We start from the raw sequence: 22,041 nt of genomic DNA, 5'->3' as shown, positions 1-22,041 counted from the left end.
GCATACCGGCGCGGACCGGGTTCAGCTCACCCGTCTGCGGCGCGCCACCCCGTAGCCGCAGACGGCCAGCAGGACGACGGCTGACACACCCGCGGTGATGCCCGGCATCATCGAAGCGGAGTCCACCGCGTCGGGAGTGACCGACGCTCCGGCCTGGGAGCCGCTGGGGAAGGTCACGGTGGCCGTGACGGTGCGTTGGATCAGACCGCTGGCCAGTGTGAGGCGGACCTTCCAGGGGCCGTCGGGAAGCTGCCTGTCCAGGAGGACGGTGACAGGCTCGGTGTCGCCGACGCCCAGTGTGGTGCCGAGGTTCGCCGTGAAGGGACCGGCGCTGAGCGATCCCGGCCCGTCGGTCATCGACATGGATCCGGTCAGGTCGAGGGCGCGCTTGCCGGTGTTGTGGACCTTGGCCACCACCTTCGGGACGCCGTCGGGCGCGCGCGCGGGAGTCAGCCCCTCGATCTGGAAGTCGGACGGCGGCTCGCCTCCGGGACCGACATCGAGGTAGATCCGGACTCCCACGCGGTTGACCAGGCGGACGTTCGCAGCGGGGCCGGCACGGCCCGCGACCTGCGCCCAGAGAACCGCGTACCGCTCGCCGGCGGACGCCTTCGGCGGCACCCGGACGTTGACCCGGACCACGACCGTGCTGTGCGCCGGGACGTCGCGCACGGCGGACGGCGGCGCGGAAGGCCGGGCGGCCCCTGCCGTCTCCGGTGTGCCGCAGTCCGTCGCCCCGGCGGACACGTCCGACTCCGAGGTGCAGTCGTCCACCGAGACCCAGGTCGTGAGCTCGTTCGGAGTGCGGTCGGCCTCGGCGGCGAAGGTGCCGTCGTTGATCGCGGCGGCGCCCGCGTAGAGGTCGACGTGCTGGTCGACATCGGAGGTGTTCGTCACCTGCACCCGGCGGTGGATGACGCTGCCGGGCGCGAGGTGGTCCACGATGTACAAGTGTGCGCGCGGGTCGGGTTCACGGTCCCGGGGCGCGTCGAGCAGCTTGAGGCCGATGCTGTCCTCGGCGGTGGAAGGCGGCGTATCGCCCCGGGCGCCGGCCGCATCGGTGCTCGGGCCGTAGGCCAATGCGAGCACCGCTGCGGCCGTGCACAGCAGGCGGGCCGGGCTAGAGGATCGAATGTGTCACCGTTCCGGTGTAGGTGCCGTTCACCGCGCCGGCAGGGATCGCGACGACGAGGGTGGGGTTCCAGGTCGCGGAGTTGTTGCCGGTGCCCCCGGCGAGGCCGTAGGCGGTGCGGCTGCTGTCGAGGGTCTGGGCCTGGCCCGCTGTGGCCTGACCGGGCGTGAAGATGCCCAGGCCGGAGGTGGCGCTCGCGGTTCCCGACCAGTAGGAGACCGCACTGGCCGGGACCGTCTCCGCGGTTGTGGCCCCGCCGGTCGTGAAGCTGCTGGAGATCACGGACGCGGTCCAGGAGGCCGTGAGCAGGGCTCGGGTGTCGGTGGCTGTGACATTGCCCAGTTGTCCGCTGACGGAGCTTCCGGGCAGCCCGCTCCCCAAGCCCGCCGAGCCCGGGACGGAGATCGCCAAGGAACCACCTGAGACAGAGAACGTGACCGTCGTGTCTCCCGGCGCGGCGCTGGCCACTCCGGCGACGGCGACAACTATCGCGGCTCCGGCGGCCACGGAATATCGGATACGCATGGGCTCTCCTTCGTCGTCCAAGCCCGGAACGGCAGCGATACGAGTGCCGCCCCAGTAGCGACTCATATGATTATCCGCACACGCACAGCGGCCAAACATCGTTCCCTCGTTCGGTCGAACGCGACCACGAGAGGATTTCGCTCGGATCGGACCGGGAAGCGAACGCATCATCGACCGCCAGAAGGACTTGCGAAATACAGTCACATGAGAGGTGCCCTACCGGAGTCCGAAGGAGAATTCACTCCAATCACTGTTTTTGACATGGACTCAGTGGGGATTGTACGTGTGCAGCGCGGCCGCGAAAGCGATATCGGCCCGAGCCGCGTGTTGCGGTATCGGGCGGCTGCGCCGCCTCTCCCCTTACAAGCCCGACGCCGGTGATGCGTGTCATGCCGGCGCTCCGGCTCCTGCGGTGTCCTTCGGAAAGGTGTCCCATGTCCCACCGCCCCGGCCGCCTCAGGCGGCTCTATCGTGCGCTCGCCGTCCTGGCCTTGACGGCCGCCGTCGGCGCGCCCGGCAGCGTCGCCTTCGGTGACTCCCCGCAGCATCCCAGACCCGTGCGCCCGTGGGTGAAGTCCTGCCTCCGGCACGGGGGGCCGGGAGGGCTCGTGAGCTGCCTCGCGAAGCACAACCGGGGGCCGTCAAAGCCCCGCCTGACCGCCACCATCGACGAACTGGCGACACCCACCTCCGATTCGGCCCCGGTCGGCATCACTCCGGGGCCGGACGACGCCCTGTGGTTCACCGAGAATGCCGCGAACAAGGTGGGGCGCGTCACCACGACCGGCTCGTTCACCGAGTACTCGGTGCCCACCTCCAACGCGGGGCCGGCCGAGATCGTCACCGGGCCGGACGGAGCCCTGTGGTTCACCGAGTCGAACGCCGATAACATCGGCCGGATCACCACCGGCGGTACCTTCACCGAGTACGCGCTCCCGACCTCGGGTGCCTACCCGTGGGGCATCACCGTCGGGCCGGACGGCGCCCTGTGGTTCGCGGAGCCGGGCGCCAACAACATCGGCCGGATCACCACCGGCGGTTCGGTGACCGAGTACGCGCTCCCGACCTCGGGCGCCTACCCGCTGAGCATCACGGCCGGGTCGGACGGCGCCCTGTGGTTCACCGAGGTGCTGACCGGGGGCATCGGACGGATCACCACTGGCGGTTCGATCACCGAGTACACGGTTCCCGCACTGGACTCACTGCCCATCGGCATCACCTCAGGGCCGGACGACGCCCTGTGGTTCACCGACGCCGGAGCAGCGCAGATCGGCAAGGTCACCACCGCGGGCGTGTTCACCGGCTATGACCTCACGGACGTCCTCTTCCCGTTCCCGTGGGGCATCACCACCGGGCCGGACGGCGCCCTGTGGTTCACCGAGAACGTCGGCAACGACATCGGGCGGATCACGACGACGGGGACGATCTCCGAGGTGTCGATCCCGACCTCCGGCGCGAGCCCGTTGGAGATCGCCACCGGCTCCGACGACAACCTCTGGTTCACCGAGAACACCGTGAGCCAGATCGGAACGGTAACCCCCTGACAGCGTCGGCGGGGTGAACAGTCACCCGGCCGGTCCCCGCTCCGCCAGACCCCGGCGGAGCGGGGACCGGCGTCTGTCCGCGTGGATCAGCCCCGTGACGAGGTCAGGGCAAGGCGACGAAAGGGGGTGAGGAACGTCCGGGCGACCGGGGTGTCGAGCCGGTAGGAGACGTTGGTCGCGTAGCACGGGCCGTCCCCGGTGATGGTGGCGACCGGCAGGCGCCTCCCCTCGATCTGGCGAAGTTCGGCCCGCCGGAGTCCCCGCGGCACGCGCCGCCGTTGCCCTGCGGCGCGGTCATCGCCAGGCGCATCCACGGAGTGTTGAACGCGTCGAAGGTCACCGGGCCTTCAGCCGGACGCCGCCGCCAGGGGGGCGGCCCACCGGGGCCGCGCTGGGCCTCCTGGGTGCCGTAGCCGGCCACCGTGAACGATGTGGGGTTCAGCTGCTGCGGGCCGAGCGTGTCGAGCTTCCGGCCGTGGGCAGGGCGGCCGGCGCCCACTCGGGTGCTTTCGGTGGGCCGAGCGCGCATCATGGCGCCCGACGAGCACCCGCGTCCCGTTGTGCTGGTGCCGGACCTGCGGATCACCGCCGCTGGGGTGGGCGACAGCATCGTGTGCGCGTTCACCGGGGACCTGCACCTGGACAGCGGGTACCACGTGCGACGTGCCCTCGAGAGGCCCCCGGCCGGGGACCGGCCGTGACCGCCGTCCACCCGCCTCCGGCGTCCGGCTGTCGACCTCCAGCGGCTTGAACACCCTGCTCCTCGCCGCCCGCGCCCGCGGCGTGCCGCTGGTCCGGGCGGCTCCCAGCCCGACACGGTCCTCACCATCTATCCCGGTCCGCCGGGTCCGGATGCTCCTCGATGAGCTGGACCGTTGCGTGCAGGACCAGCCCGGCCTCGTGGGCGTCTTCGAGGGCGGCCGTGATGGCGTCGTTTCGGGCCTTGGGCGTCAGCTCCAGGAGACCCTCGGGCCAGGTGCCGGGCGGTACGACGGTCAGGAGGATGCCCCCTCGGCCTCGGCGGCGTCCAGCCATCGGTCGGTGACCTCGACGGGGGAGGCGGGCTCCCACACCTGGCGGCCGCCGACCGGGCGGACCAGGCAGGCCTCGGGCCGCAACGCCGACACCACCGATGCCGACGAGGTCGGCCTCGGTGGTGTCGGCGTGCAGCGTCATGGCACCCACTCTGCGACATCCCCCGCATCGGTGCCGGGGCGGGAAGGCGGACATCGTGCTTCCGGCTGCCCTCCCGGCCTCCACCGGTCGCTCGCGACCATGTGCGAGCCCGGGCGGAGACACTCTCCACCCGGGCGGCTGAAGGCCTGCACGGCGCGTCCGCCGAGCGGAGTGGCCGTTAGATACCGGGGCCGGCCACGTAGGTGAAGGCGCCGACGTCGGTGACGGAACCGCCGGTGGTGGTGACCACGACGTCGGCCGCGCCGGCGGTGCCGGGCGGAGTGACGATGGTCAGCTCGGTGGCGCTGATCACCGCGAACGGTGCCAGGGTGCCGTCGACGGTGACCGACCCGGTGGTGGTCAGGTTGGTTCCGGTGACGGTGACCGCGGTGCCACCGGAGGTGGGGCCGGAGGTCGGCGTCAGAGTGGTGATCGTGGGCGGGTCCACGTAGGTGTAGGACAGCCCGTTGTTGGTGCCGCCCGCGGTGGTGACGCTCACCGAGACCGATCCGGCCGCCGCCCCGGCCGGCACGACGGCGGTGATCTTGCCGTCGGAGACCACGGTGGGACTGGCGGCGTTGGCGCCGAAGTTCACGGCGGTCGCGGTGGACAGGCCGGTGCCGGTGATGGTGACGGTGTCACCGCCGGCGGTGGCCCCGGACGTCTCGGTCAGCGAGGCCTTGAACGGCGCGCCGATGTAGTAGAACGACAGCGGGTTGCTGGTCCCGCCGCCGGTGGTCACGGTGACGCCGACCGTGCCGGCCCCCGAGGGCGAGATGCAGGTGACCGAGGTGGGCGTGTTGGCGGTGATGGTGGCCAGCTTGCTGCCGAAGTGCACGGCGGTGGCGCCGGACAGGCCGGTGCCGGTGATGGTGACCGTGGTTCCGCCGGCGGTGGATCCCTGGTTCGGGCTGATAGGCATGGTGTTCCTCCTGGACGATGGCTGGAACGAGTGGGAGTGGAACCGTCCTCGGCACTGCGACGGCCCATGGCACCGACAAGCTGAGCGACGGGAGGTCAACTGGCTTGCTTGTCTTGGGGGTTCATCGACGAGACCGGTCTCCGGCTCGGTGGTCACACGGGACGGCCGAACAGTCGATGTGGCCACATCGAACTCCGGAGCCCGGACGGCGCCCGTGGGAACCAGGGCCGTCGCGGCTGCCGATGGCTCGGCTCAGACCGATCTGACGGTGGTGAAGGTGTCCGGGTGAGGTGCACGCCGGACCGAGAACCGGCCCGCCCGCTGGCAGTCCGGAGAAGGCGGGCCGGGTGAGGACCTGGGCCCTGATCACATGTGATTCGCCGCACCGACTGGTGAACCCAGCCCTCTGCGGGGGTGCCCATCGCGGCGGCAGCCCTGGTGGGCTGACGGTGGGCCGACTGCCGCTCCCCCGGAGAGGGATGGGCGCCAACCGGTTTGGATGCGTACAGTAATCCATTTGCCGGACAGCGGCCGCAATAGTCCTGACGGGGCATCACCCGAATGGCCGAGCGTCCGTAGTCGCGAAAACGCCCCCCGGCGGTAACCTGCCGGCGAGGCGCGCTGTGACCTGCGCATCTCGGCCCGGTTGTACCCGCGGCAGTCAGCGATTGGCGGCCCGCGGTCGATTCTTGGCCGAGCGTCGATTCCCCGCCCGCGCGCCGGGCGGCGATCGGTTCCCCTGCCGCGCGACGCACGGCAGCGGGCAGGGGGAGTGACTGCCGATGCGGCACGCTCTGCCATTCGGGTGATGCACCGTCGGGGCTATTGCGGTCGTCGTCAGGCAAATGGATTACTGTACGCATCCAAACCGGTGTGCGCCCTCCCTCCTTCGGGGGAGCGGTAGTCGGCTCATCGTCGGCCCGAAAGGGCGGGGTCGGGGTGAATGGCGCCCCATGGGCACCCCGTGGAGGGCCGGACCTGCCAACCGGTCCGGCGAACTCACACTCCGTCCCTTCTCCACCACCGTCCGATCGGCCCGGGCCGGAGATCTCCGGCAATGCCGGCCCCCGCAAGCCCACTGCAGACGGCGGCTCTCGGCAGCGTGATCGCGCTGTTCTCCCTGGTCAACGACACCACGTCGCCCCCCGGCCATCCCGCCCGGGGGATCGACCCGGCGTCCACCCCCTCGTCCCGGGGCCGTGCACACCACCTCCACCAATAAGGACCCCGCATGACGAAGTCCCAGAGTCCACATCCTGTCGCCGCACCGACGGCGGCCCTGTCCGTGCCGTCGTTGGTTTCGCTCACCCCCAACCAGGGTTCCGGCAGCGGTGGCACGACGGTCACGATCAGCGGCGGCGCCCTCACGGGTGCGACGGCCGTGAAGTTCGGCACCGCGAATGCGGCTTCGTACTCCGTCCTGTCGGACACGGTGATCAGCGCCGTGTCCCCGGCGGGCACCGGTACGGTGCAGGTGACGGTGACCACCGCCGGCGGGACGAGCAACGGCCTGCCCTACACCTACGCGGCGCTACCGGCACCGTCGTTGGTTTCGCTCACCCCCAACCAGGGTTCCGGCAGCGGTGGCACGACGGTCACGATCAGCGGCGGCGCCCTCACGGGTGCGACGGCCGTGAAGTTCGGCACCGCGAACGCGGCTTCGTACTCCGTCCTGTCGAGCACGGTGATCAGCGCCGTGTCCCCGGCGGGCACCGGTACGGTGCAGGTGACGGTGACCACCGCCGGCGGGACGAGCAACGGCCTGCCCTACACCTACGCGGCGCTACCGGCACCGTCGTTGGTTTCGCTCACCCCCAACCAGGGTTCCGGCAGCGGTGGCACGACGGTCACGATCAGCGGCGGCGCCCTCACGGGTGCGACGGCCGTGAAGTTCGGCACCGCGAACGCGGCTTCGTACTCCGTCCTGTCGGACACGGTGATCAGCGCCGTGTCCCCGGCGGGCACCGGTACGGTGCAGGTGACCGTGACCACCGCCGGCGGGACGAGCAACGGCCTGCCCTACACCTATGTGGCGGTACCGACGCTGACGTCGGTGACGCCGGGCCAGGGTCCGTCGGCGGGGGGCACCACCGTCACCCTCGCGGGTGCCAACCTGAGTGGTGCGACATCGGTGAAGTTCGGCGGCACGGCGGCCACGTCGTTCACGGTGGTGTCCGCCTCCCAGATCACCGCCACCGCGCCGCCCGGCAGTGCCGGCCCCGTTCTCGTCACGGTCACCACGCCGGGCGGGACGAGCAACAGCGTGCCCTACTTCTACCTGAGCGCGCCGGTCCTGACCTCGCTCAGCCCGGACCAGGGGCCGGTCTCCGGCGGCACCACGGTGACCCTGACCGGTGCGAACCTCCTCGGCGCGAGTGCCGTGTCGTTCGGCGGCACGCCGGCCACGTCGTTCACGGTGGTGTCGGCGACCCAGATCACCGCGACCGCTCCGGCCGGCACCGGTACGGCGCAGGTGACGGCGACCACCGCCGGCGGGACCGGCAACGCGCTGCCCTACGGTTACGTGGCCGCCCCGACGCTGACCGGTCTGGTGCCGAGCCAGGGGCCGGTTTCGGGCGGCACCACCGTGACCCTCACCGGCACCAACCTCACCAGCACGACCGGCGTCGTCTTCGGCACCACCTCTGCAGCCTTCACGGTGGTGTCGGCGACCCAGATCGCCGTGACCGCTCCGGCGGGCACCGGTACGGTGCAGGTGACGGTGACCACCGCCGGCGGGACGAGTAACGGCCTGCCCTACACCTATGTGGCGGTACCGACGCTGACGTCGGTGACGCCGGGCCAGGGTCCGTCGGCGGGCGGCACGACCGTCACCCTCGCGGGTGCCAACCTGAGTGGTGCGACATCGGTGAAGTTCGGCGGCACGGCGGCCACGTCGTTCACGGTGGTGTCCGCCTCCCAGATCACCGCCACCGCGCCGCCCGGCAGTGCCGGCCCCGTTCTCGTCACGGTCACCACGCCGGGCGGGACGAGCAACAGCGTGCCCTACTTCTACCTGAGCGCGCCGGTCCTGACCTCGCTCAGCCCGGACCAGGGGCCGGTCTCCGGCGGCACCACGGTGACCCTGACCGGTGCGAACCTCCTCGGCGCGAGTGCCGTGTCGTTCGGCGGCACGCCGGCCACGTCGTTCACGGTGGTGTCGGCGACCCAGATCACCGCGACCGCTCCGGCCGGCACCGGTACGGCGCAGGTGACGGCGACCACCGCCGGCGGGACCAGCAACGCGCTGCCCTACGGTTACGTGGCCGCCCCGACGCTGACCGGTCTGGTGCCGAGCCAGGGGCCGGTTTCGGGCGGCACCACCGTGACCCTCACCGGCACCAACCTCACCAGCACGACCGGCGTCGTCTTCGGCACCACACCGGTCGCCTTCACCGTCGTCTCCTCCACCCAGGTCACCGCCGGCGCCCCGCCGGGAAGCGCGGGTCCGGTGTCCGTCACGGTGACCACCGCCGGCGGTACCAGCAACAGCCTCACCTACACCCGGGTCGAGCCGCCGAGCATCTGACGTCCGACCGACGGTGCGCGACTTGCGTGGGCGTTCGTCGACTGTTTGCGCCGCCCACCGCGATCACCTCGCGGTGGGCGCAGTCGGCGAGACACGCTCGGTGTAGCCGGACGTTGGCCATCGACGAGCGTCGCACGGTGCGGGTGAGGGGGTCAGCGGCCGTTTTGGGTCCACAGGGTTGCGGCGACGGTGGGCCCCTGGTGGTCGATGCCGGGTTTCGCGGCGACTCGAACCAGGCGAGGGAGGCTGCTTGTGTGACCAGGCAGTAGGCGGAGCCGACGTGGACCAGGCCCTGAGCGTCACGGAGTCGCCCAGGGCCTGGCGGCTGGCCTGGTCGAGGCACTGGTCGGGGGCGGGCGCCTTCTGAGGCGGCGCCCCACCCCTTGACCTGTGCGACGAGGACGGCGGTTGAGTTGCGGGTGAAGCAGGCGTTCTGGGTCGTGAGGTCGTGGCCGGCCTGGAGCTCACTGGGGTCGTCGGAGTTCCGTGGGCCTGCCTCGGCTCGAAGTCCATGCTCGCGCCCTGGCAGATGCCGTCCAGCTCGGGCATGGTGATCGCGGTGTCGCGGTGGCCCACCGTCCAACCCGAGGAGTCGGCGTCCGTGGTCGGCGGCGGGGAGAACTGCTCGGCGGTGCCGGACGCGGTCGGCGGGGCGGAGGTGGCCGGCGCGGACACGGTCACCGTCACGGTCCCCTGCGGTGGGGGCGGCGGGGTCGTTGCGGACGCGGCAGAGGTGTTGAGCGGGGCCGGCCGCAGGACGATGCCGGCGAGCAGGCCCAGCGCCACGGCCAGGACCCGGACCAGCATCCACGGAATCCTGCGGGCAAGGGGCAGCCCGGACGACGAGCAAGACCTCATACCCCTCGGCGTCCCGGAGATCCGCCGGCTGATCGGACACGTCGTCGTCACGCCCCGCCACTATGGCAACGACCGTCATCTGCAGTGGTCACGCTTCCGACGACGCAGCCAAGCCCGGGCCCGCCGCTCGCACTGCAAACGCCGAGGCCACAACCCCCAGATGCGGTTGCAGTGCCAGGGCAGGCCCTGATGCCCCTGCTGTGGTTGGCTTGCCGGTGAAACCGCAGTCCGAGGAAGAAGGAGAGCAGGACCATGGGACAGGTGCAGGCCACCACCGAGCGGGTCTACGACGCCGCCCCCGAGCGGGTGTACGAGGCGCTGGCCGACTACCAGGTGACCCGCCCCAAGCTGCTGCCCGCGCAGTACAGCGAGTACGAGGTCCGGGCGGGCGGTACCGGTGCGGGCACCCAGGTGCACTGGAGGCTCCAGGCCACCGAGAAGCGGGTCCGGGACTGCCTGTTCACCGTCTCGGCGCCGACGCCGGACCAGTTGGTGGAGAAGGACGCCAACTCCAGCATGGTGATCACCTGGACGGTCTCCGCGGTCGGCGAGGGCCGGTCGAAGGTCACCGTCTCGGCCACCTGGCAGGGCGCGGGCGGCATCGGCGGCTTCTTCGAGCGGACCTTCGCTCCGAAGGGCCTCAACCGCATCCACGACCAGGTGCTGGCCAACCTGGCCGCCGAGGTCCGCTGACCCGGCGCCCGATTCGGGCGGATCTTCGATGAGTTCGTCCACCCGTACGACCACCAAGCCGTACGGGTGGACGGCCACCACCTGCGGGTGACGGCAAGCCCCCGGCGCGGCTGAGCCACCCTAGGCTCGCCGCCGTGCATATGACGATCCTTCACATTTCGCAGCCCGTCGACGGCGGAGTCGCCCGCGTCGTCGTCGACCTGGTCCGCGGCCAGCGCGAAGCCGGCCACCGGGTGCTGGTCGCCTGCCCGAGCGGCGGCCGGCTGGCCGGGGAGGCTACCGCGGTCGGCGCGCTGGTCCACGACTGGCCCGCCCGCCGGTCGCCCGGCCCGGCCACCGCCGCCGAGGCGTGGCGGCTGCGCCGGATCGTCCGGGCCGCCGCACCCGACATGGTCCATCTGCACAGCGCCAAGGCCGGCCTGGCGGGCCGGCTGGCCATCCGGGGCGCGGTGCCGACCGTCTTCCAGCCGCACGCCTGGTCGTTCGCCGCGGTCGACGGCGCGCCGGCCGCCGCCACCGTGCACTGGGAGCGGTACGCGACCCGCTGGGCGCACCGGCTGCTCTGCGTCAGCGTCCAGGAGCGGGCCGACGGCGTCGCGGCGGGCCTGCACGCCGACTGGGCGGTGGTGCCCAACGGCGTCGACGTCCGCCATTACGCGCCGGCCGAGCGGCGGGCCGCCCGGATCGCGCTCGGGCTGGACCTGGATGCCCCGCTGGCGGTCTGCGTGGGCCGGCTGTGCCGGCAGAAGGGCCAGGACGTGCTGCTCGCCGCCTGGCCCGAGGTGCTGCGCCGGGTGCCGCAGGCCCGGCTTGCGCTGGTCGGCGGCGGTCCGGACGAGACCGTCCTGGCCGACACCGTGCGGGAGTCCGCCGAGCCGTCCCGGGTCCGGCTGGCCGGGGACGTCCCGGATCCGCGGCCGTGGCTGGCGGCGGCGGACCTGGTGGTGCTGCCGTCGCGCTGGGAGGGGATGGCGCTGGCCCCGCTGGAGGCGATGGCGGCCGGCCGCCCGGTGCTTTTGACCGATGTGTCCGGGGCCCGGGAATGCCTCCCGCCGGCCGAGCGGAAGCAGGCCGTGGTGCCGCTCGAGGATGCCGATGCGCTCGCCACCCGAATGGCCGAAGCGCTGTCCGATCCGATCGAGTGCGAGCGGCGCGGCGCACGCCTGCGCGACCATGCCGCGGCCCGTCATGACGTGCGATCGGTGGTCGAACAGGTGGACGCGCTCTACCGGGACCTGCTGGGGGCCGGGCTGGCGGCGGGACGGCGCCGTGCCCGTGTCCCGCAGCGGATCTGATCGTTTCACATGCCGTGAATGCCGGTCGCTCTGGCGCTGTCGTATTCGCACCCTCAACCGGTTGTGGGTGAGGCGTGAAGTCGGAATTACCTATTAATGGGTGGCTGGAATGAAATGGCAAGTCAACTTCCAGCATTCTATCCCGCGTTCGGTGATGTCTGATTTTACCTGCATCATTTCGGTTTCACGCCGGAAATTCGCGAGAAAGCCGCCAGCGGCAGCACGAGCAGGAGCTGCCAGGACCGCGCCCACCGGGCCGGGACGGCCGGTCTGGGCCAGCCGGCGCCGGGAGGCCGTCACTCCGGGTGCACAGCAGGGGAGTTCGTGCGCTGATGACCATTGACCACAACAGCGTGCCACGGCCCGGCCGGCCCCTCTCCGGCGCGCACCGGCCCGCCACCGGCCTGCTCGACCGCCCGGCCCGGTCCGCCCAGACCCGTAGCGCCCCGCCGGCCCGCCGCCACCGCCGGCCGGTCCGCTCCCGGCTCGCCCTGCCCGCCGCCCTGGCCGCGGTCGACGCCTTCGCGCTGTGCAACGCCACCGGGATCGCCAACCGCGCGCTCGGCCCGGCGGTCCGGGTCGAGCCGCTGCTCGGCGTGGCCGCCCTGCTGCCGCTGCTGCTCGTGCTCAACCTGGCCGCCGGCCTCTACCGCACCCGGCTCACCCTCTCCGTCCTCGACGAACTCCCGGCGCTGACCGTCCGGGCCGTGGTCGCCACCGCCTTCGCCGTCACCCTGGCCGGCTGCCTCCACGGCCGCTGGCCCGACTGCGGCCCCGCCACCCCGACCCGGCTGACCGCCCTGCTCGGCACCCAGCTGCTGCTCGCCGTCTGCGGCCGCGCCCTGCTCTACCACCTCGTCCGCCGGATCCGCCGCAGCCGCCCCAGCCCCGTCCTGGTGCTCGGCGCCGGCCGGCTCGGCCGCCGGGTCGCCGCCGCCCTCAGCGAGCGCGGCGAGTACGGGATGCGCCCGATCGGCTTCCTCGACGCCGACCCGCCACTGCTGGCCGGCGACACCGACCTGCCCGTCCTGGGCGGCCGCGAGGTGCTGGAGCGCGAGATCCGCCGCCACCGGATCCACCACGTGGTCGCCGCGGCCGGCGCCGCCGACGAGGCCGAGACCGCCGCCGCCCTGCGCGACGCCGCCAGGCTCGGCTGCCAGGTCTGGCTGGTGCCCGCGCTGCGCGAGTACGGCTCGCTGGAGACCGGCCGGCCCACCGGCGGCGACCACCTCTGGGGCTTCCCCTGCCTGCGGGTCGGCCGCCCGGCGATGCGCCGCCCCGGCTGGGCCGCCAAGCGCGCCCTCGACGTGACCGCCGCCGGCCTCGGCCTGCTCGCGCTCGCCCCCGTGCTCGCGCTCTGCGCCCTCGCCGTCCGCTTCGACACCGGCCCTGGCGTGCTCTTCCGCCAGCAGCGCACCGGGCTCGACGGCCGCGTCTTCACCGTCCTGAAGTTCCGCACCCTGCGCCCCAGCAACGAGCACGAGTCCGCGACCCGCTGGAACATCGCCCAGGACCACCGGATGGGCGCCGTCGGCAAGTTGATGCGTCGCAGCTCCCTCGACGAGCTGCCGCAGCTGTGGAACGTCCTGCGCGGCGACATGAGCCTCGTCGGCCCGCGCCCCGAGCGCCCCTACTTCGTCATGCGGTTCAGCCAGGCCTACCCAGAGTACGCGGACCGCCACCGCGTCCCGGTCGGCCTCACCGGCCTCGCCCAGGTCAACGGCCTGCGCGGGGACACCTCGATCGAGGACCGGGCCCGCTTCGACAACCGCTACATCGAGAGCTGGAGCCTCTGGCAGGACGTCAAGGTCCTGTGCCGCACGGCGGCCCTGATGCTCCACCCGGACGGGAGCTGACCCGCGTGGCCCTCACCCTCACCGCCGTCCCCCGACCCGCCCGGGCCTTACGCCGGGCCGGGACGGCCCTCCTGGAACGGCCCAGCCTCCTCGCCGCCGCCACCGTCCTGCTGGTCTGCGTCCCCACCGGTGAGAAGGACGTCGCCGCCGCCGTCCACGTCACGGCGGCCGACCTCGCCTCGCTCGCCCTGGTCGCGCTCACCGCCGCCGGCCTGCTGCGCGGCCGCACGCCCATGATCGGCCGCACCGCCGCCGTCCGGTTCGGCGCGATCGTGGCCGCCGCCGCCGTCGCCACCATCGGCTCCATCGACCCGGCCACCAGCCTCACCGGCTTCGTCCGCCTCACCCAGGTCTTCGTCCTGGTGCCCGCCGCCGTGCTCTGCGCGCTGCGCGACCGGACCGACCAGCGGCTGGTCCTCGGCTCCTTCGTCGCCGCCGCCCTGATCCAGGGCGTGGTCGGCGCCCACCAGTACCTCACCCGGACCGGCGCCTCCTACACCGGCCAGCCGATCCGGGCCGTCGGCACCTTCGGCGCGCTCGACGTCATGGCGATGTCCACCGTCGTCAGCTACGGCCTGCTCGCCGCCCTCGCCCTCGCCCTCGCCGAACGCGGGCCCGGCGGCGACCGGCGGCTGCGCCGCGTCATGTACGCGGCCGCCGCCTTCCTCGCCTTCCCGCTCGCCGTCTCCTTCAGCCGCGGCAGCTGGATCGCCACCGGCGCCGCCGCCGTCGTCCTGCTGCTGCGCGCCGACGCCCGGCTCGCCGTCCGCAGCGCCGTCCTCGCCCTGGCCGCCGGCGTGGTGCTGGTCGGCGGCCTCGGCCTCGGGGGCTCCGGCGTGACCGCCCGGCTCACCTCGATCGGCTCCGTCGCCGCCGCCCCCGACCAGTCGGTCTCCGACCGCTACGACCTCTGGTCCACCGCCGAACGAATCTGGCAGGACCACCCGGTGAGCGGCGCAGGCCCCAAGGCGTTCCAGCAGCTGCGCGACAGCCACGCCCCGCTGCGGCTCTCCTCCGGCAGCGACGCCGCCGACGCCACCATCGGATTCCAGCGCGAACCGCTGCTCTCCCCGCACAACATGTACTTCCTGGTCCTCAGCGAACAGGGCCTGATCGGGATCGTCGCCTACGCCGCCCTCTTCCTCGGCCTGCTCCTCGGCTGCCTGCGCCGCGCCTCCGGCCCCGGCCTCGCCGCCCTGGCCCTGCTGGTCTGGGTGCTGGTCGACTTCCTCTACGCGGACATCGGCGGCACCACCACCGTGCTGACCTCCGTCGTCCTCGGCCTCGCCGCCCGTGCCGCTGCTCCGGAGGCCGCCGCCCGATGACCACCGACCAGCCGGCCGCACTCGCCCCCACGCTGCCGGCCCCCCGGACCGCCCCCGCCGGGACCGACGCCGCCCCCCGGCGGGGCTTCCTCGCCAAGGCCTTCGGCGTCACCGCCGTGCTCAGCGCCGCCGGCTCCGGCCTCGGCCTGCTCCGCGACCTGCTGCTGGCCCGCTACTGCGGCGCCAACCAGGGCACCGACGCCTTCCTGGTCGCCTGGACGGTGCCGGAGACCGCCGCGCCGCTGCTGATCGAGGACGCCATGTCCTTCCTCATGGTGCCCGCCTTCGCCCTCGCCCTGGTGCTGCGCGAGGAGCGGCCCGACGGCCCCGACCCCGTCCGCCAGCTGGTCCGCGCCACGCTGCCCTGGCTGCTGCTCGCCCTGAGCGCGCTCTCGCTCGGCGCCGCGCTCGGCGCCGACCAGCTGGTCGACCTGCTCGCCCCCGGCCTGGCCAACCCCGCTCTCGCCGTCACCTGCACCCGGATCACGGCGTTCACCGTGCTGCCGTTCGGCGTGGCCGGCTACCTCGCCGCCGCGCTCCGGGCGCACCACTGCTTCACCGCCCCGGCCGGCATCTACGTCGCCTACAACCTCGGCATCCTCGGCGTGCTGCTCAGCTGCCACGCGCTCTGGGGCGTCCGCTCCGCGGCGATCGGCGTCGCCCTCGGCAGCCTGCTGATGGCCGGCCTGCTGGTGAGCCCGTTCCTGCGCCGGCTGCGCACCGGCCGCGCCGCCAGGGGCCGCCGCTCGCGCCACGCGCTGGTGCTGATCCCGCTCGCCCTGCTACCGGTGGCCGCGTTCACCTTGACCCGGCAGGCGCAGGTCTTCATCGAGCGCTTCCTCGGCTCCGCGCTGCCGCCGGGCACCATCTCGCACCTCAACTACGCCGCCAAGGTCTCCCAGCTGGCCATGACGGCGGCCATCCTGATCTGCACCGTCACCTTCCCGCTGGTCGCCCGGGCGCTCGCCGCCGGGGATCTCACCGCCGCCCGCGACCGGGTCGAGAAGGACCTCGGCCAGGCCGCCGCCGTCGTCCTGCTCGGCACCGCCTTCCTGCTCGCCTGTGCGCCCTCGGTGGTCGCGCTGCTCTTCCAGCGCGGCGCCTTCGGCCCGCAGGACACCGCCGCCACCGCCGCCGCCATCCGGGTCTACAGCTTCGGCCTGCCCGCCCAGGCGCTGATCGGCGTGATGATCCGCCCGTACTTCTCGCTCCGCCCGGTGGTCCGCCGGGCCGGCGACCCGGGCAGCGACGACGGCGGCCGCCGGCTGCTCGACTGGTACCCGGCCGCCGCCATGGTCCTCGGCCTGGTCGTCACCGTCGTCGTCGGGCTGCTCAGCACCTCCCGCTTCGGCGCCCTCGGCCTGGCCGCCGGCAACGCGGCCGGGATCACCACCACTGCCGCGCTGCTGCTGCGCGGCCTGGTCCTGCGCGGCATCGCGCTGCGCCTGAGGCTGGTCCTCGGCGGCTACGCCCGGTTGCTGGCCGCCGCCGCCGGCGCGGCCGTCCTCGGCACCCCCGCGGCCGCGTTCCCCTCCGACCCTCTGCTCTCGACGCTGCTCGGGGGCCTCACCGTGGTGCTGGCCTTCGCCGCCCTCGGCACCGGCCTCGGTGCCCGCGAGGTGCGCGGACCGGTCCTCGCCGCCGTCCGGGCCCTGTGCCCGCCACCTGTCGCCGATGAAGGGAAGCTTCCCCATGGACGTTGAACGGGGTTCCCTCCGTTCGGCCCTGTCGGGCGTTCGCCGCTCAGCCGCGCCGACGGCAGCCGGCCCGCGCGCCGACGCACCGCGCAAGGGCGTCCGCCGTCCCCAGGCACCGCTGCCCGGCAGCCGCCGACCAGTCCCGGCCCCGCCCGGCCCGCAGAGCTCCTCGCCGTGGATCCTGATGTACCACTCGGTGGCGGTCGAGGAGGAGGACCCGTACCAGCTGACCGTCAGCCCCGAGCGGTTCGCCGAGCAGATCGCCTGGCTGCACCGGCGCGGCCGGCGCGGCGTCTCGGTCCGTGAGCTGATGCGGGCCCGGGCCGCGGGCAAGGACGAGAAGCTGGTCGGCCTCACCTTCGACGACGGCTACGCCGACTTCGCCCGGTACGCCGTACCGATTCTGCAGGCGTACGGCTTCACGGCCACCGCCTACGTGGTCGCCGACCTGCTCGGCCGGGCCAACGACTGGGACACCGAGGGCCCGCGCAAGAAGCTGCTCACCGTCCAGGAGGTCACCGAACTCGCCGCCGCCGGCTGGGAGATCGGCTCGCACGGGCTCGGCCACCAGTCCCTCCCCGGCCTGTCCGCCGACGTCCTCGCCACCCAGACCCGGGAGAGCCGCCGGGCCCTGGAGGAGGTCGTCGGCGGCCCGGTGACCGGCTTCTGCTACCCGTACGGCGCCGTCGACCTGCCCGCCGCCCAGGCCGTCCGGGACGCCGGCTACGACTACGCCTGCGCCATCGCCCACTCCCCGCTCACCGGCCGCTACGCGCTGCCCCGCTGCTACGTCGGCGACCGCGACGGCGCCTTGCGGCTGCGCGCCAAGCGCGGCCGGCACCGGCTCCGCGACACCGTCACCGAGTTGCGCCGCAGCCGCCTGGCCTCCCGCTGGGAGGGCGGGCGGTGAGAGTGCTGCACATCGTCACCGGCCTTGCCTCCGGCGGCGCCGAGCGCCAGCTCCAGCTCCTGCTGCGGCACCTGCCCGCGCACCAGCACTGCGAGGTGGTCGCGCTGACCAACCCCGGCACGGTGGCCGCCGCGCTGCGCGCCGAGGGCGTCACCGTCCACCACCTCGCCATGCGCGGGAACCGGGACATCGGCGCACTGCCGCGGCTGGTCCGGCTGATCCGCGCCGGCCGCTACGACCTGGTGCACACCCACCTCTACCGGGCCGGCCTGTACGGGCGCCTCGCCGCCCGCCTCGCCGGGGTCCGTGCTGTGGTGGCCACCGAGCACTCGCTGCACGCGGGGGTGATCGAGGGCCGCCCGGTCACCCGTGGCGTCAAGGGCCTCTACCTGGCCGCCGAACGACTCGGCACCACCACGGTCGCGGTGTCCCGGCAGGTCGCCCAGACCCTGCACGCCTGGGGCGTCCCGGCGGCCCGGGTCGAGCTGATCCCCAACGGCATCGACACCGCCCGCTACCACCGCCCGGACGCCGACCGGGCCGCGGCCCGCGCCCGCCTGCGCGCCGAACTCGGCCTCCCGCCCGGCAGCTGGGTGGTCGGCGGGGTGGGCCGGCTGGTCCCGGGCAAGCGCTTCCACGTCCTGCTGGAGGCACTCGCCGAACTGGACGGTGCAGCGCGCCTCGTCCTGGTCGGCGAGGGCCCCGAGCGCGCCGCCCTGGAGCGGCGGGCCGCCGAGCTCGGCGTCCGGGACCGCCTGGTGCTCACCGGCGAGCGCGACGACGTCCCCGAACTCCTCACCGCCCTCGACGTGCTGGCCGCACCCTCGACTGCGGAGACCTTCGGCCTCGGCGTCCTGGAGGGCCTCGCCGCCGGCCTCCCCGTCCGCCACAGCGCCTGCCCGGCGCTGGACGAACTGCCACCCGCCGCTGCCCCGCAGGCCCGTCGGATCCCCTCCGACGCCGCGGCCTACGCCACCGCGCTGGGCGAGTTGCGCCACCTCAACGACCACAACAGCGACCCGCTGCCCCGCCCTCCGGCCGTCGGCCACTACGACATCGCCCGGGTGGCCGCCGACCTCGGCGCCCTCTACGACCGCCTGGCCCCCGCTTGAGCCGCTGGCCGCCCCCGACCCGCCGCGCCGCCGGCCCGGCGGCCCTCATGTCCAAGGAGCACCCCATGTCCGAACCGCGCCGAAGCGCCCGCAGCCTGGCCCGCCACTGGTGGCCGTTGGTCCTCGCGGTGCCGCTGGGCGCCACCGGCGGCGCCGGGTACGCCGCGGTGGCCCACCCCTCGTACGCCGCCAATTCCTATGTGATCGTGGTGCCGCAGAACCCGGGGGAGAGCGTCACCGCGGTCAACTTCGCCCAGGCGTACGGCCGGCTGGCGGGCCAGCCGCAGGTGCTCGCCGCGGCCGCCGCCGAGACCGGCCGGAGCCGCACCCAGCTGGAGGCCCTGGTGCACGGCACCACCTCCCCGGACGCCCCGGTGATCGAGATCACCGGCACCGGCGGCCGACCGCAGGAGGCCGTCGAGGCCGCCGACGCGGTGGCCCGCTCGCTGGTCGCCTTCGCCAACGGCAGCACCAAGGAGACCGGTGTCCGGCTGGTCCCGCTGGCCCCGGCGGCCGAGCCGGACCGGCCGACCACCCCCTCCGCCGAACTGGACGTCGCGGTCGGCGGCGCGGCCGGTGTGCTGATCGGCGCGCTGGTGATGATGACCCGTCGCCGGGGCGGCGACGGGCCCGCACCCGAGGCCGTGGCCGCGCCGACCGCCCCGCGCCCGCGCACCGAGGAGCCCGCGGCGGCCCGGGACGAGGCCCGGGACGGGGCCCCGGCCGCCCCCGCCAAGGCCCCGGCGGGCAGGGCCGAGCCGGCCGAGCAGACCGGCAAGAGCGACAAGGCCGACAAGAGCCAGAAGGCCGCCGCCGGGAGCGGACGATGAGCACCGGGGCCGCCCCGGCCACTGGTCTCCCCGCCCCGCCCGCCGCACCGGGCTGGACGGCCGAGCTGCGCCGGGAGGACGAAGCCCTCGACGTCCTCGCCGAGGAGTGGGACGACCTGGCCACCCGCTGCCGGACGGCCACGTTCTTCCAGGCCGCCGCCTGGCAGCGTTCCTGGTGGCGCCAGTACGGCCGCCCGGGCGAGCTGCTGGTGGTGCTGGTCCGCCGGGACGGCCGGCTGGTCGGCGCGGGTGCGTTCCGGCGTCGCCGCGGCCCGCTCGGCGGCCTGACCGGCCTCGGCGACGGCCTGGTCGACTTCACCGATGTCCTGCTCGACGACGACTGCGCCGACCGCGCCGCCGCCGAGTTCGCCGCCGTCCTCCCGCTCACCCGCCCCTGGCACAGCCTGGAGCTGCGCGAGGTGCACCCCGAGGCGGCCGTGCAGCGCGTGTTCGAGCAGTGGCCAGGCCACCGGCGCCGGTTCGCCGACTCGCTCTGCCAGTACCTCCCGGCCGTCCCGATGGACCAGCTGCTCAAGCGGCTGCCGGGCAAGACCGCCCAGCGCAACCGGGTCAAGCTGCGCAAGATCGCCGAGGTCGGCGTCGAGGTCCGCCCGACGCCGCCGGAGGAGGTGCCCGAGGCGCTGGAGGGCCTGCTCCGGCTGCACTTCCTGCAGTGGCAGGAGCGCGGCGTCACCGCGGAGCACCGCACCGAGCGGTTCGCCCGCCACCTCGCCGAGTCCACCACGGGCCTGGTCGCCACCGGCCGCGCCGCCGTGCACCAGTTCCGGCTGGACGGCGAGCTGGTCGCGGTCAACCTGCTGCTGCTCTGCCCGTCCTTCAGCGGCCTCTACCTGTACGGCGCGCACCCGAGGCTGCGCGACCGGCTGGACATCGCCGGGCTGCTGTTCGGCGCGGCGCTGGACGAGACGGTCGCGGCCGGGATCCCGGTGATAGGCCTGCTGCGCGGCCAGGAGCCGTACAAGCAGCGCTGGCGGCCGGACGGGCGGCCGAACCAGCGGCTGCTCCTCGGCCCGCGCGGGCCCGCCCCCGCCGCCGGCGCCCGGGCCGGCACGGTGCGGGCCCGGCAGGTCGCGGTGCACGTGCTGAACACCCGGCTGCCGAGGCTCAAGGAGGCGTTGCTGGCCCGCCGCCGGAGCTGACCTGGTCCCGGCCGGCAGGCCCCGTTCACCGGGCCCCGGCGCCGGGTCAGCGCCGGGCGGGTCCGCCGGCCGGCGACGGGCTCGGCGAGGCCGTGGGCGAGGCCGACGGTGAGGCCGACGGTGAGGCCGACGGTGAGGCCGACGGCGACGGAGCGGCCGACGGAGCAGCCGACGGGGTGGCCGTCGCCGTGGGTACCGGGGCCGCCGGCGGCACGGTGACCGGGGCCCCCTTGGACCCGGCCATGAGGTTCTTGAACCGGGCGCTGGACCGCGGGTTCTTGTCACACTGCCAGAACCCGTGCGGGCAGTAGTCGGTGACGGTCTGGTAGCTGGTGTCGTGGGTGCGCATCCACTCCACCATCCGCTGCACGTACTCCGGGTTGTCCCCGTTCCGGAACAGCCCCCACTCCGGGTACGAGACCGGTTTGCCGCGCTTGGCCGCGAACTCCACCTGGTCCTGCAGCCCGTACGGCTCGCGCACGTAGTCGTCGAAGGTGGCGCCGGCCGGCTGGTCGTAGCTGTCCATGCCGATGATGTCGACCACGTCGTCGCCGGGGTAGCACTTGGTCCACGGGATGGCGTCCGCCCCCCGGTTCGGGGCGAAGTCGAAGCGGAACCGCTGCCCGGGCACCGATCGCATCACCGAGACGATCCGCCGCCAGTACGTCTTCCAGGCTGCCGGGTCGGGCTTGCAGCGGTGGGTGTAGGTGACGCCGTTCATCTCCCAGCCGAGGGTGAGCACGGTGTCCGCCCCGCCGAGCGCGACCAGCCGGCGGGCGAGCTTGAGGAAATGCAGGTCGAAGTCCCCGCGCGCGCCCTGGGCGAGCAGCCTCGCCACCTCGGCGTCCGGCACGTTGCCCTCGTTGGGCACCAGCATCGGCACGCCGAGGACGAGCATCCGGGCCGGGTCGGCGAGCCGCCACTGCGACCACATGCCGAGCACCACCGGCTCGCCCTCGATGTCGGCCCAGCCGTTTCCGGCCAGGTAGGTGTGGCCGACCTGCATGTTGGCGTTGTTCAGCCATTGCGCGTACCGGCCGAGCTGCGGGATGTAGTTGTCCCAGGAGCCGACGAAGGCACCGAACGGGGGCTCGTGCTGCGGCCGCTGGACGACCGGCCGGGGCGCCGCGCCGCGCGGCTGGACGGCGACGGAGGAGAGGCTGTGCCGGTCGGTCTGGCTGAGCGGCGTCCCGGCCGGCACGCCGGCGGTGGTCAGCAGCAGCAGGGCGGCGCCGGCCAGCGTCAGGCGGCCGTATCGCATGGTCTCTCCTCCGGGCGTCGCAGAACGGGGCAGGATCGACGGAGCGTGGTGCCCCGTTCGCAGACAGTAGGCCCAGGAGGCATCGGAAAAGCCGAATGTCACCCCAAAGTGGGCGATATTCGAACGCGGTCTGCCTCAACGTGCCGTGTATCACCTCTGTAACAGTCCGAGCGGCCCCGGGAGCCCTACCGCAGCGGGCCGTGCGGAGCGGTGGCG

The 22,041-nt window shown here is 73.7% G+C and carries 18 protein-coding genes; 12 read left to right on the top strand and 6 right to left on the bottom strand.

Going from position 1 to position 22,041, the window contains the following annotated elements; all coding sequences use genetic code 11:
- Positions 1 to 21 precede the first annotated feature (21 nt).
- A complete protein-coding gene (locus OG286_RS11935) occupies positions 22 to 1,089 on the bottom strand; it encodes a peptidase (protein WP_396324190.1) in 1,068 nt (355 codons plus the stop codon).
- Positions 1,090 to 1,120: 31 nt separating this feature from the next.
- Entirely contained in the window at positions 1,121 to 1,543 is a 423-nt protein-coding gene (locus OG286_RS11930; RefSeq protein WP_396324189.1) for a hypothetical protein, read from the bottom strand.
- Positions 1,544 to 2,265: 722 nt separating this feature from the next.
- On the opposite strand from OG286_RS11930, the gene OG286_RS11925 reads away from it, so the two are divergent.
- Complete coding sequence (locus tag OG286_RS11925) at positions 2,266 to 3,201, top strand: virginiamycin B lyase (RefSeq protein WP_405361702.1); 936 nt, start codon at positions 2,266 to 2,268, stop codon at positions 3,199 to 3,201.
- Between the two features lie 86 nt (positions 3,202 to 3,287).
- On the opposite strand, the gene OG286_RS11920 is transcribed toward OG286_RS11925, so the two are convergent.
- From OG286_RS11920 to OG286_RS11910, 3 genes are all read right to left on the bottom strand, one after another.
- Positions 3,288 to 3,470 carry a hypothetical protein gene (locus OG286_RS11920; protein WP_396324187.1) on the bottom strand — a complete coding sequence of 61 codons (183 nt, stop codon included), beginning with the start codon at positions 3,468 to 3,470 and terminating at the stop codon, positions 3,288 to 3,290.
- Positions 3,471 to 4,196: 726 nt separating this feature from the next.
- The gene (locus tag OG286_RS11915; protein ID WP_396324186.1) at positions 4,197 to 4,331 is read right to left on the bottom strand and encodes a hypothetical protein; all 135 of its coding nucleotides are present in this window, start codon (positions 4,329 to 4,331) and stop codon (positions 4,197 to 4,199) included.
- Between the two features lie 224 nt (positions 4,332 to 4,555).
- Complete coding sequence (locus OG286_RS11910) at positions 4,556 to 5,299, bottom strand: IPT/TIG domain-containing protein (protein ID WP_396324185.1); 744 nt, start codon at positions 5,297 to 5,299, stop codon at positions 4,556 to 4,558.
- Positions 5,300 to 6,530: 1,231 nt separating this feature from the next.
- On the opposite strand from OG286_RS11910, the gene OG286_RS11905 reads away from it, so the two are divergent.
- The 11 genes from OG286_RS11905 (at position 6,531) to OG286_RS11855 (ending at position 20,564) form a co-directional block, all read left to right on the top strand.
- Positions 6,531 to 8,828: a beta strand repeat-containing protein gene (locus tag OG286_RS11905; protein WP_405365191.1), complete on the top strand. Its 2,298-nt coding sequence runs from the start codon at positions 6,531 to 6,533 to the stop codon at positions 8,826 to 8,828.
- 511 nt (positions 8,829 to 9,339) lie between these two features.
- Entirely contained in the window at positions 9,340 to 9,876 is a 537-nt protein-coding gene (locus OG286_RS11900) for a hypothetical protein (protein ID WP_405361710.1), read from the top strand.
- Positions 9,877 to 9,938: 62 nt separating this feature from the next.
- Positions 9,939 to 10,379, top strand: a complete 441-nt coding sequence (locus OG286_RS11895; RefSeq protein WP_396324181.1) for an SRPBCC family protein — start codon at positions 9,939 to 9,941, stop codon at positions 10,377 to 10,379.
- A gap of 140 nt (positions 10,380 to 10,519) precedes the next feature.
- Complete coding sequence (locus OG286_RS11890; protein WP_396324252.1) at positions 10,520 to 11,674, top strand: glycosyltransferase; 1,155 nt, start codon at positions 10,520 to 10,522, stop codon at positions 11,672 to 11,674.
- Between the two features lie 332 nt (positions 11,675 to 12,006).
- A complete protein-coding gene (locus OG286_RS11885) occupies positions 12,007 to 13,530 on the top strand; it encodes an exopolysaccharide biosynthesis polyprenyl glycosylphosphotransferase (RefSeq protein ID WP_396324180.1) in 1,524 nt (507 codons plus the stop codon).
- 5 nt (positions 13,531 to 13,535) lie between these two features.
- Entirely contained in the window at positions 13,536 to 14,855 is a 1,320-nt protein-coding gene (locus OG286_RS11880) for an O-antigen ligase family protein (protein WP_396324179.1), read from the top strand.
- The gene (locus tag OG286_RS11875) at positions 14,852 to 16,558 is read left to right on the top strand and encodes a lipid II flippase MurJ (RefSeq protein ID WP_405365189.1); all 1,707 of its coding nucleotides are present in this window, start codon (positions 14,852 to 14,854) and stop codon (positions 16,556 to 16,558) included. The genes OG286_RS11880 and OG286_RS11875 overlap by 4 nt, the downstream gene beginning before the upstream one ends.
- Positions 16,548 to 17,462: a polysaccharide deacetylase family protein gene (locus tag OG286_RS11870; protein ID WP_396324177.1), complete on the top strand. Its 915-nt coding sequence runs from the start codon at positions 16,548 to 16,550 to the stop codon at positions 17,460 to 17,462. Before OG286_RS11875 ends, OG286_RS11870 begins: the two co-directional genes overlap by 11 nt.
- The gene (locus tag OG286_RS11865; RefSeq protein ID WP_396324176.1) at positions 17,459 to 18,574 is read left to right on the top strand and encodes a glycosyltransferase; all 1,116 of its coding nucleotides are present in this window, start codon (positions 17,459 to 17,461) and stop codon (positions 18,572 to 18,574) included. Before OG286_RS11870 ends, OG286_RS11865 begins: the two co-directional genes overlap by 4 nt.
- Positions 18,575 to 18,639: 65 nt before the next feature.
- Positions 18,640 to 19,404 (top strand): hypothetical protein, encoded by a 765-nt coding sequence (locus OG286_RS11860; protein WP_396324175.1) that lies wholly within the window; start codon positions 18,640 to 18,642, stop codon positions 19,402 to 19,404.
- Positions 19,401 to 20,564: a GNAT family N-acetyltransferase gene (locus OG286_RS11855; RefSeq protein WP_396324174.1), complete on the top strand. Its 1,164-nt coding sequence runs from the start codon at positions 19,401 to 19,403 to the stop codon at positions 20,562 to 20,564. Before OG286_RS11860 ends, OG286_RS11855 begins: the two co-directional genes overlap by 4 nt.
- 46 nt (positions 20,565 to 20,610) lie before the next feature.
- Here the strand turns inward: OG286_RS11855 and OG286_RS11850 are convergent, their stop codons facing one another.
- Complete coding sequence (locus OG286_RS11850) at positions 20,611 to 21,825, bottom strand: glycoside hydrolase family 26 protein (RefSeq protein WP_405365187.1); 1,215 nt, start codon at positions 21,823 to 21,825, stop codon at positions 20,611 to 20,613.
- Positions 21,826 to 22,041 lie beyond the last annotated feature (216 nt).

Origin of the sequence: Kitasatospora sp. NBC_00039 (genome assembly GCF_045160625.1) — a bacterium.
In the GTDB taxonomy this organism is placed as follows: domain Bacteria; phylum Actinomycetota; class Actinomycetes; order Streptomycetales; family Streptomycetaceae; genus Kitasatospora.
The sequence above is the reverse complement of the archived record's forward strand: the minus strand, read 5'-3'. Positions and strand labels throughout refer to the sequence as shown.

Coding starts and splice junctions, on each gene's coding strand:
- OG286_RS11875 (WP_405365189.1), top strand. CDS start 14,852: ATGACCACCGACCAGCCGGCCGCACTCGCCCCCACGCTGCCGGCCCCC.
- OG286_RS11885 (WP_396324180.1), top strand. CDS start 12,007: ATGACCATTGACCACAACAGCGTGCCACGGCCCGGCCGGCCCCTCTCC.
- OG286_RS11900 (WP_405361710.1), top strand. CDS start 9,340: ATGCTCGCGCCCTGGCAGATGCCGTCCAGCTCGGGCATGGTGATCGCG.
- OG286_RS11850 (WP_405365187.1), bottom strand. CDS start 21,825: ATGCGATACGGCCGCCTGACGCTGGCCGGCGCCGCCCTGCTGCTGCTG.
- OG286_RS11870 (WP_396324177.1), top strand. CDS start 16,548: ATGGACGTTGAACGGGGTTCCCTCCGTTCGGCCCTGTCGGGCGTTCGC.
- OG286_RS11895 (WP_396324181.1), top strand. CDS start 9,939: ATGGGACAGGTGCAGGCCACCACCGAGCGGGTCTACGACGCCGCCCCC.
- OG286_RS11905 (WP_405365191.1), top strand. CDS start 6,531: ATGACGAAGTCCCAGAGTCCACATCCTGTCGCCGCACCGACGGCGGCC.
- OG286_RS11910 (WP_396324185.1), bottom strand. CDS start 5,299: ATGCCTATCAGCCCGAACCAGGGATCCACCGCCGGCGGAACCACGGTC.
- OG286_RS11860 (WP_396324175.1), top strand. CDS start 18,640: ATGTCCGAACCGCGCCGAAGCGCCCGCAGCCTGGCCCGCCACTGGTGG.
- OG286_RS11890 (WP_396324252.1), top strand. CDS start 10,520: ATGACGATCCTTCACATTTCGCAGCCCGTCGACGGCGGAGTCGCCCGC.
- OG286_RS11855 (WP_396324174.1), top strand. CDS start 19,401: ATGAGCACCGGGGCCGCCCCGGCCACTGGTCTCCCCGCCCCGCCCGCC.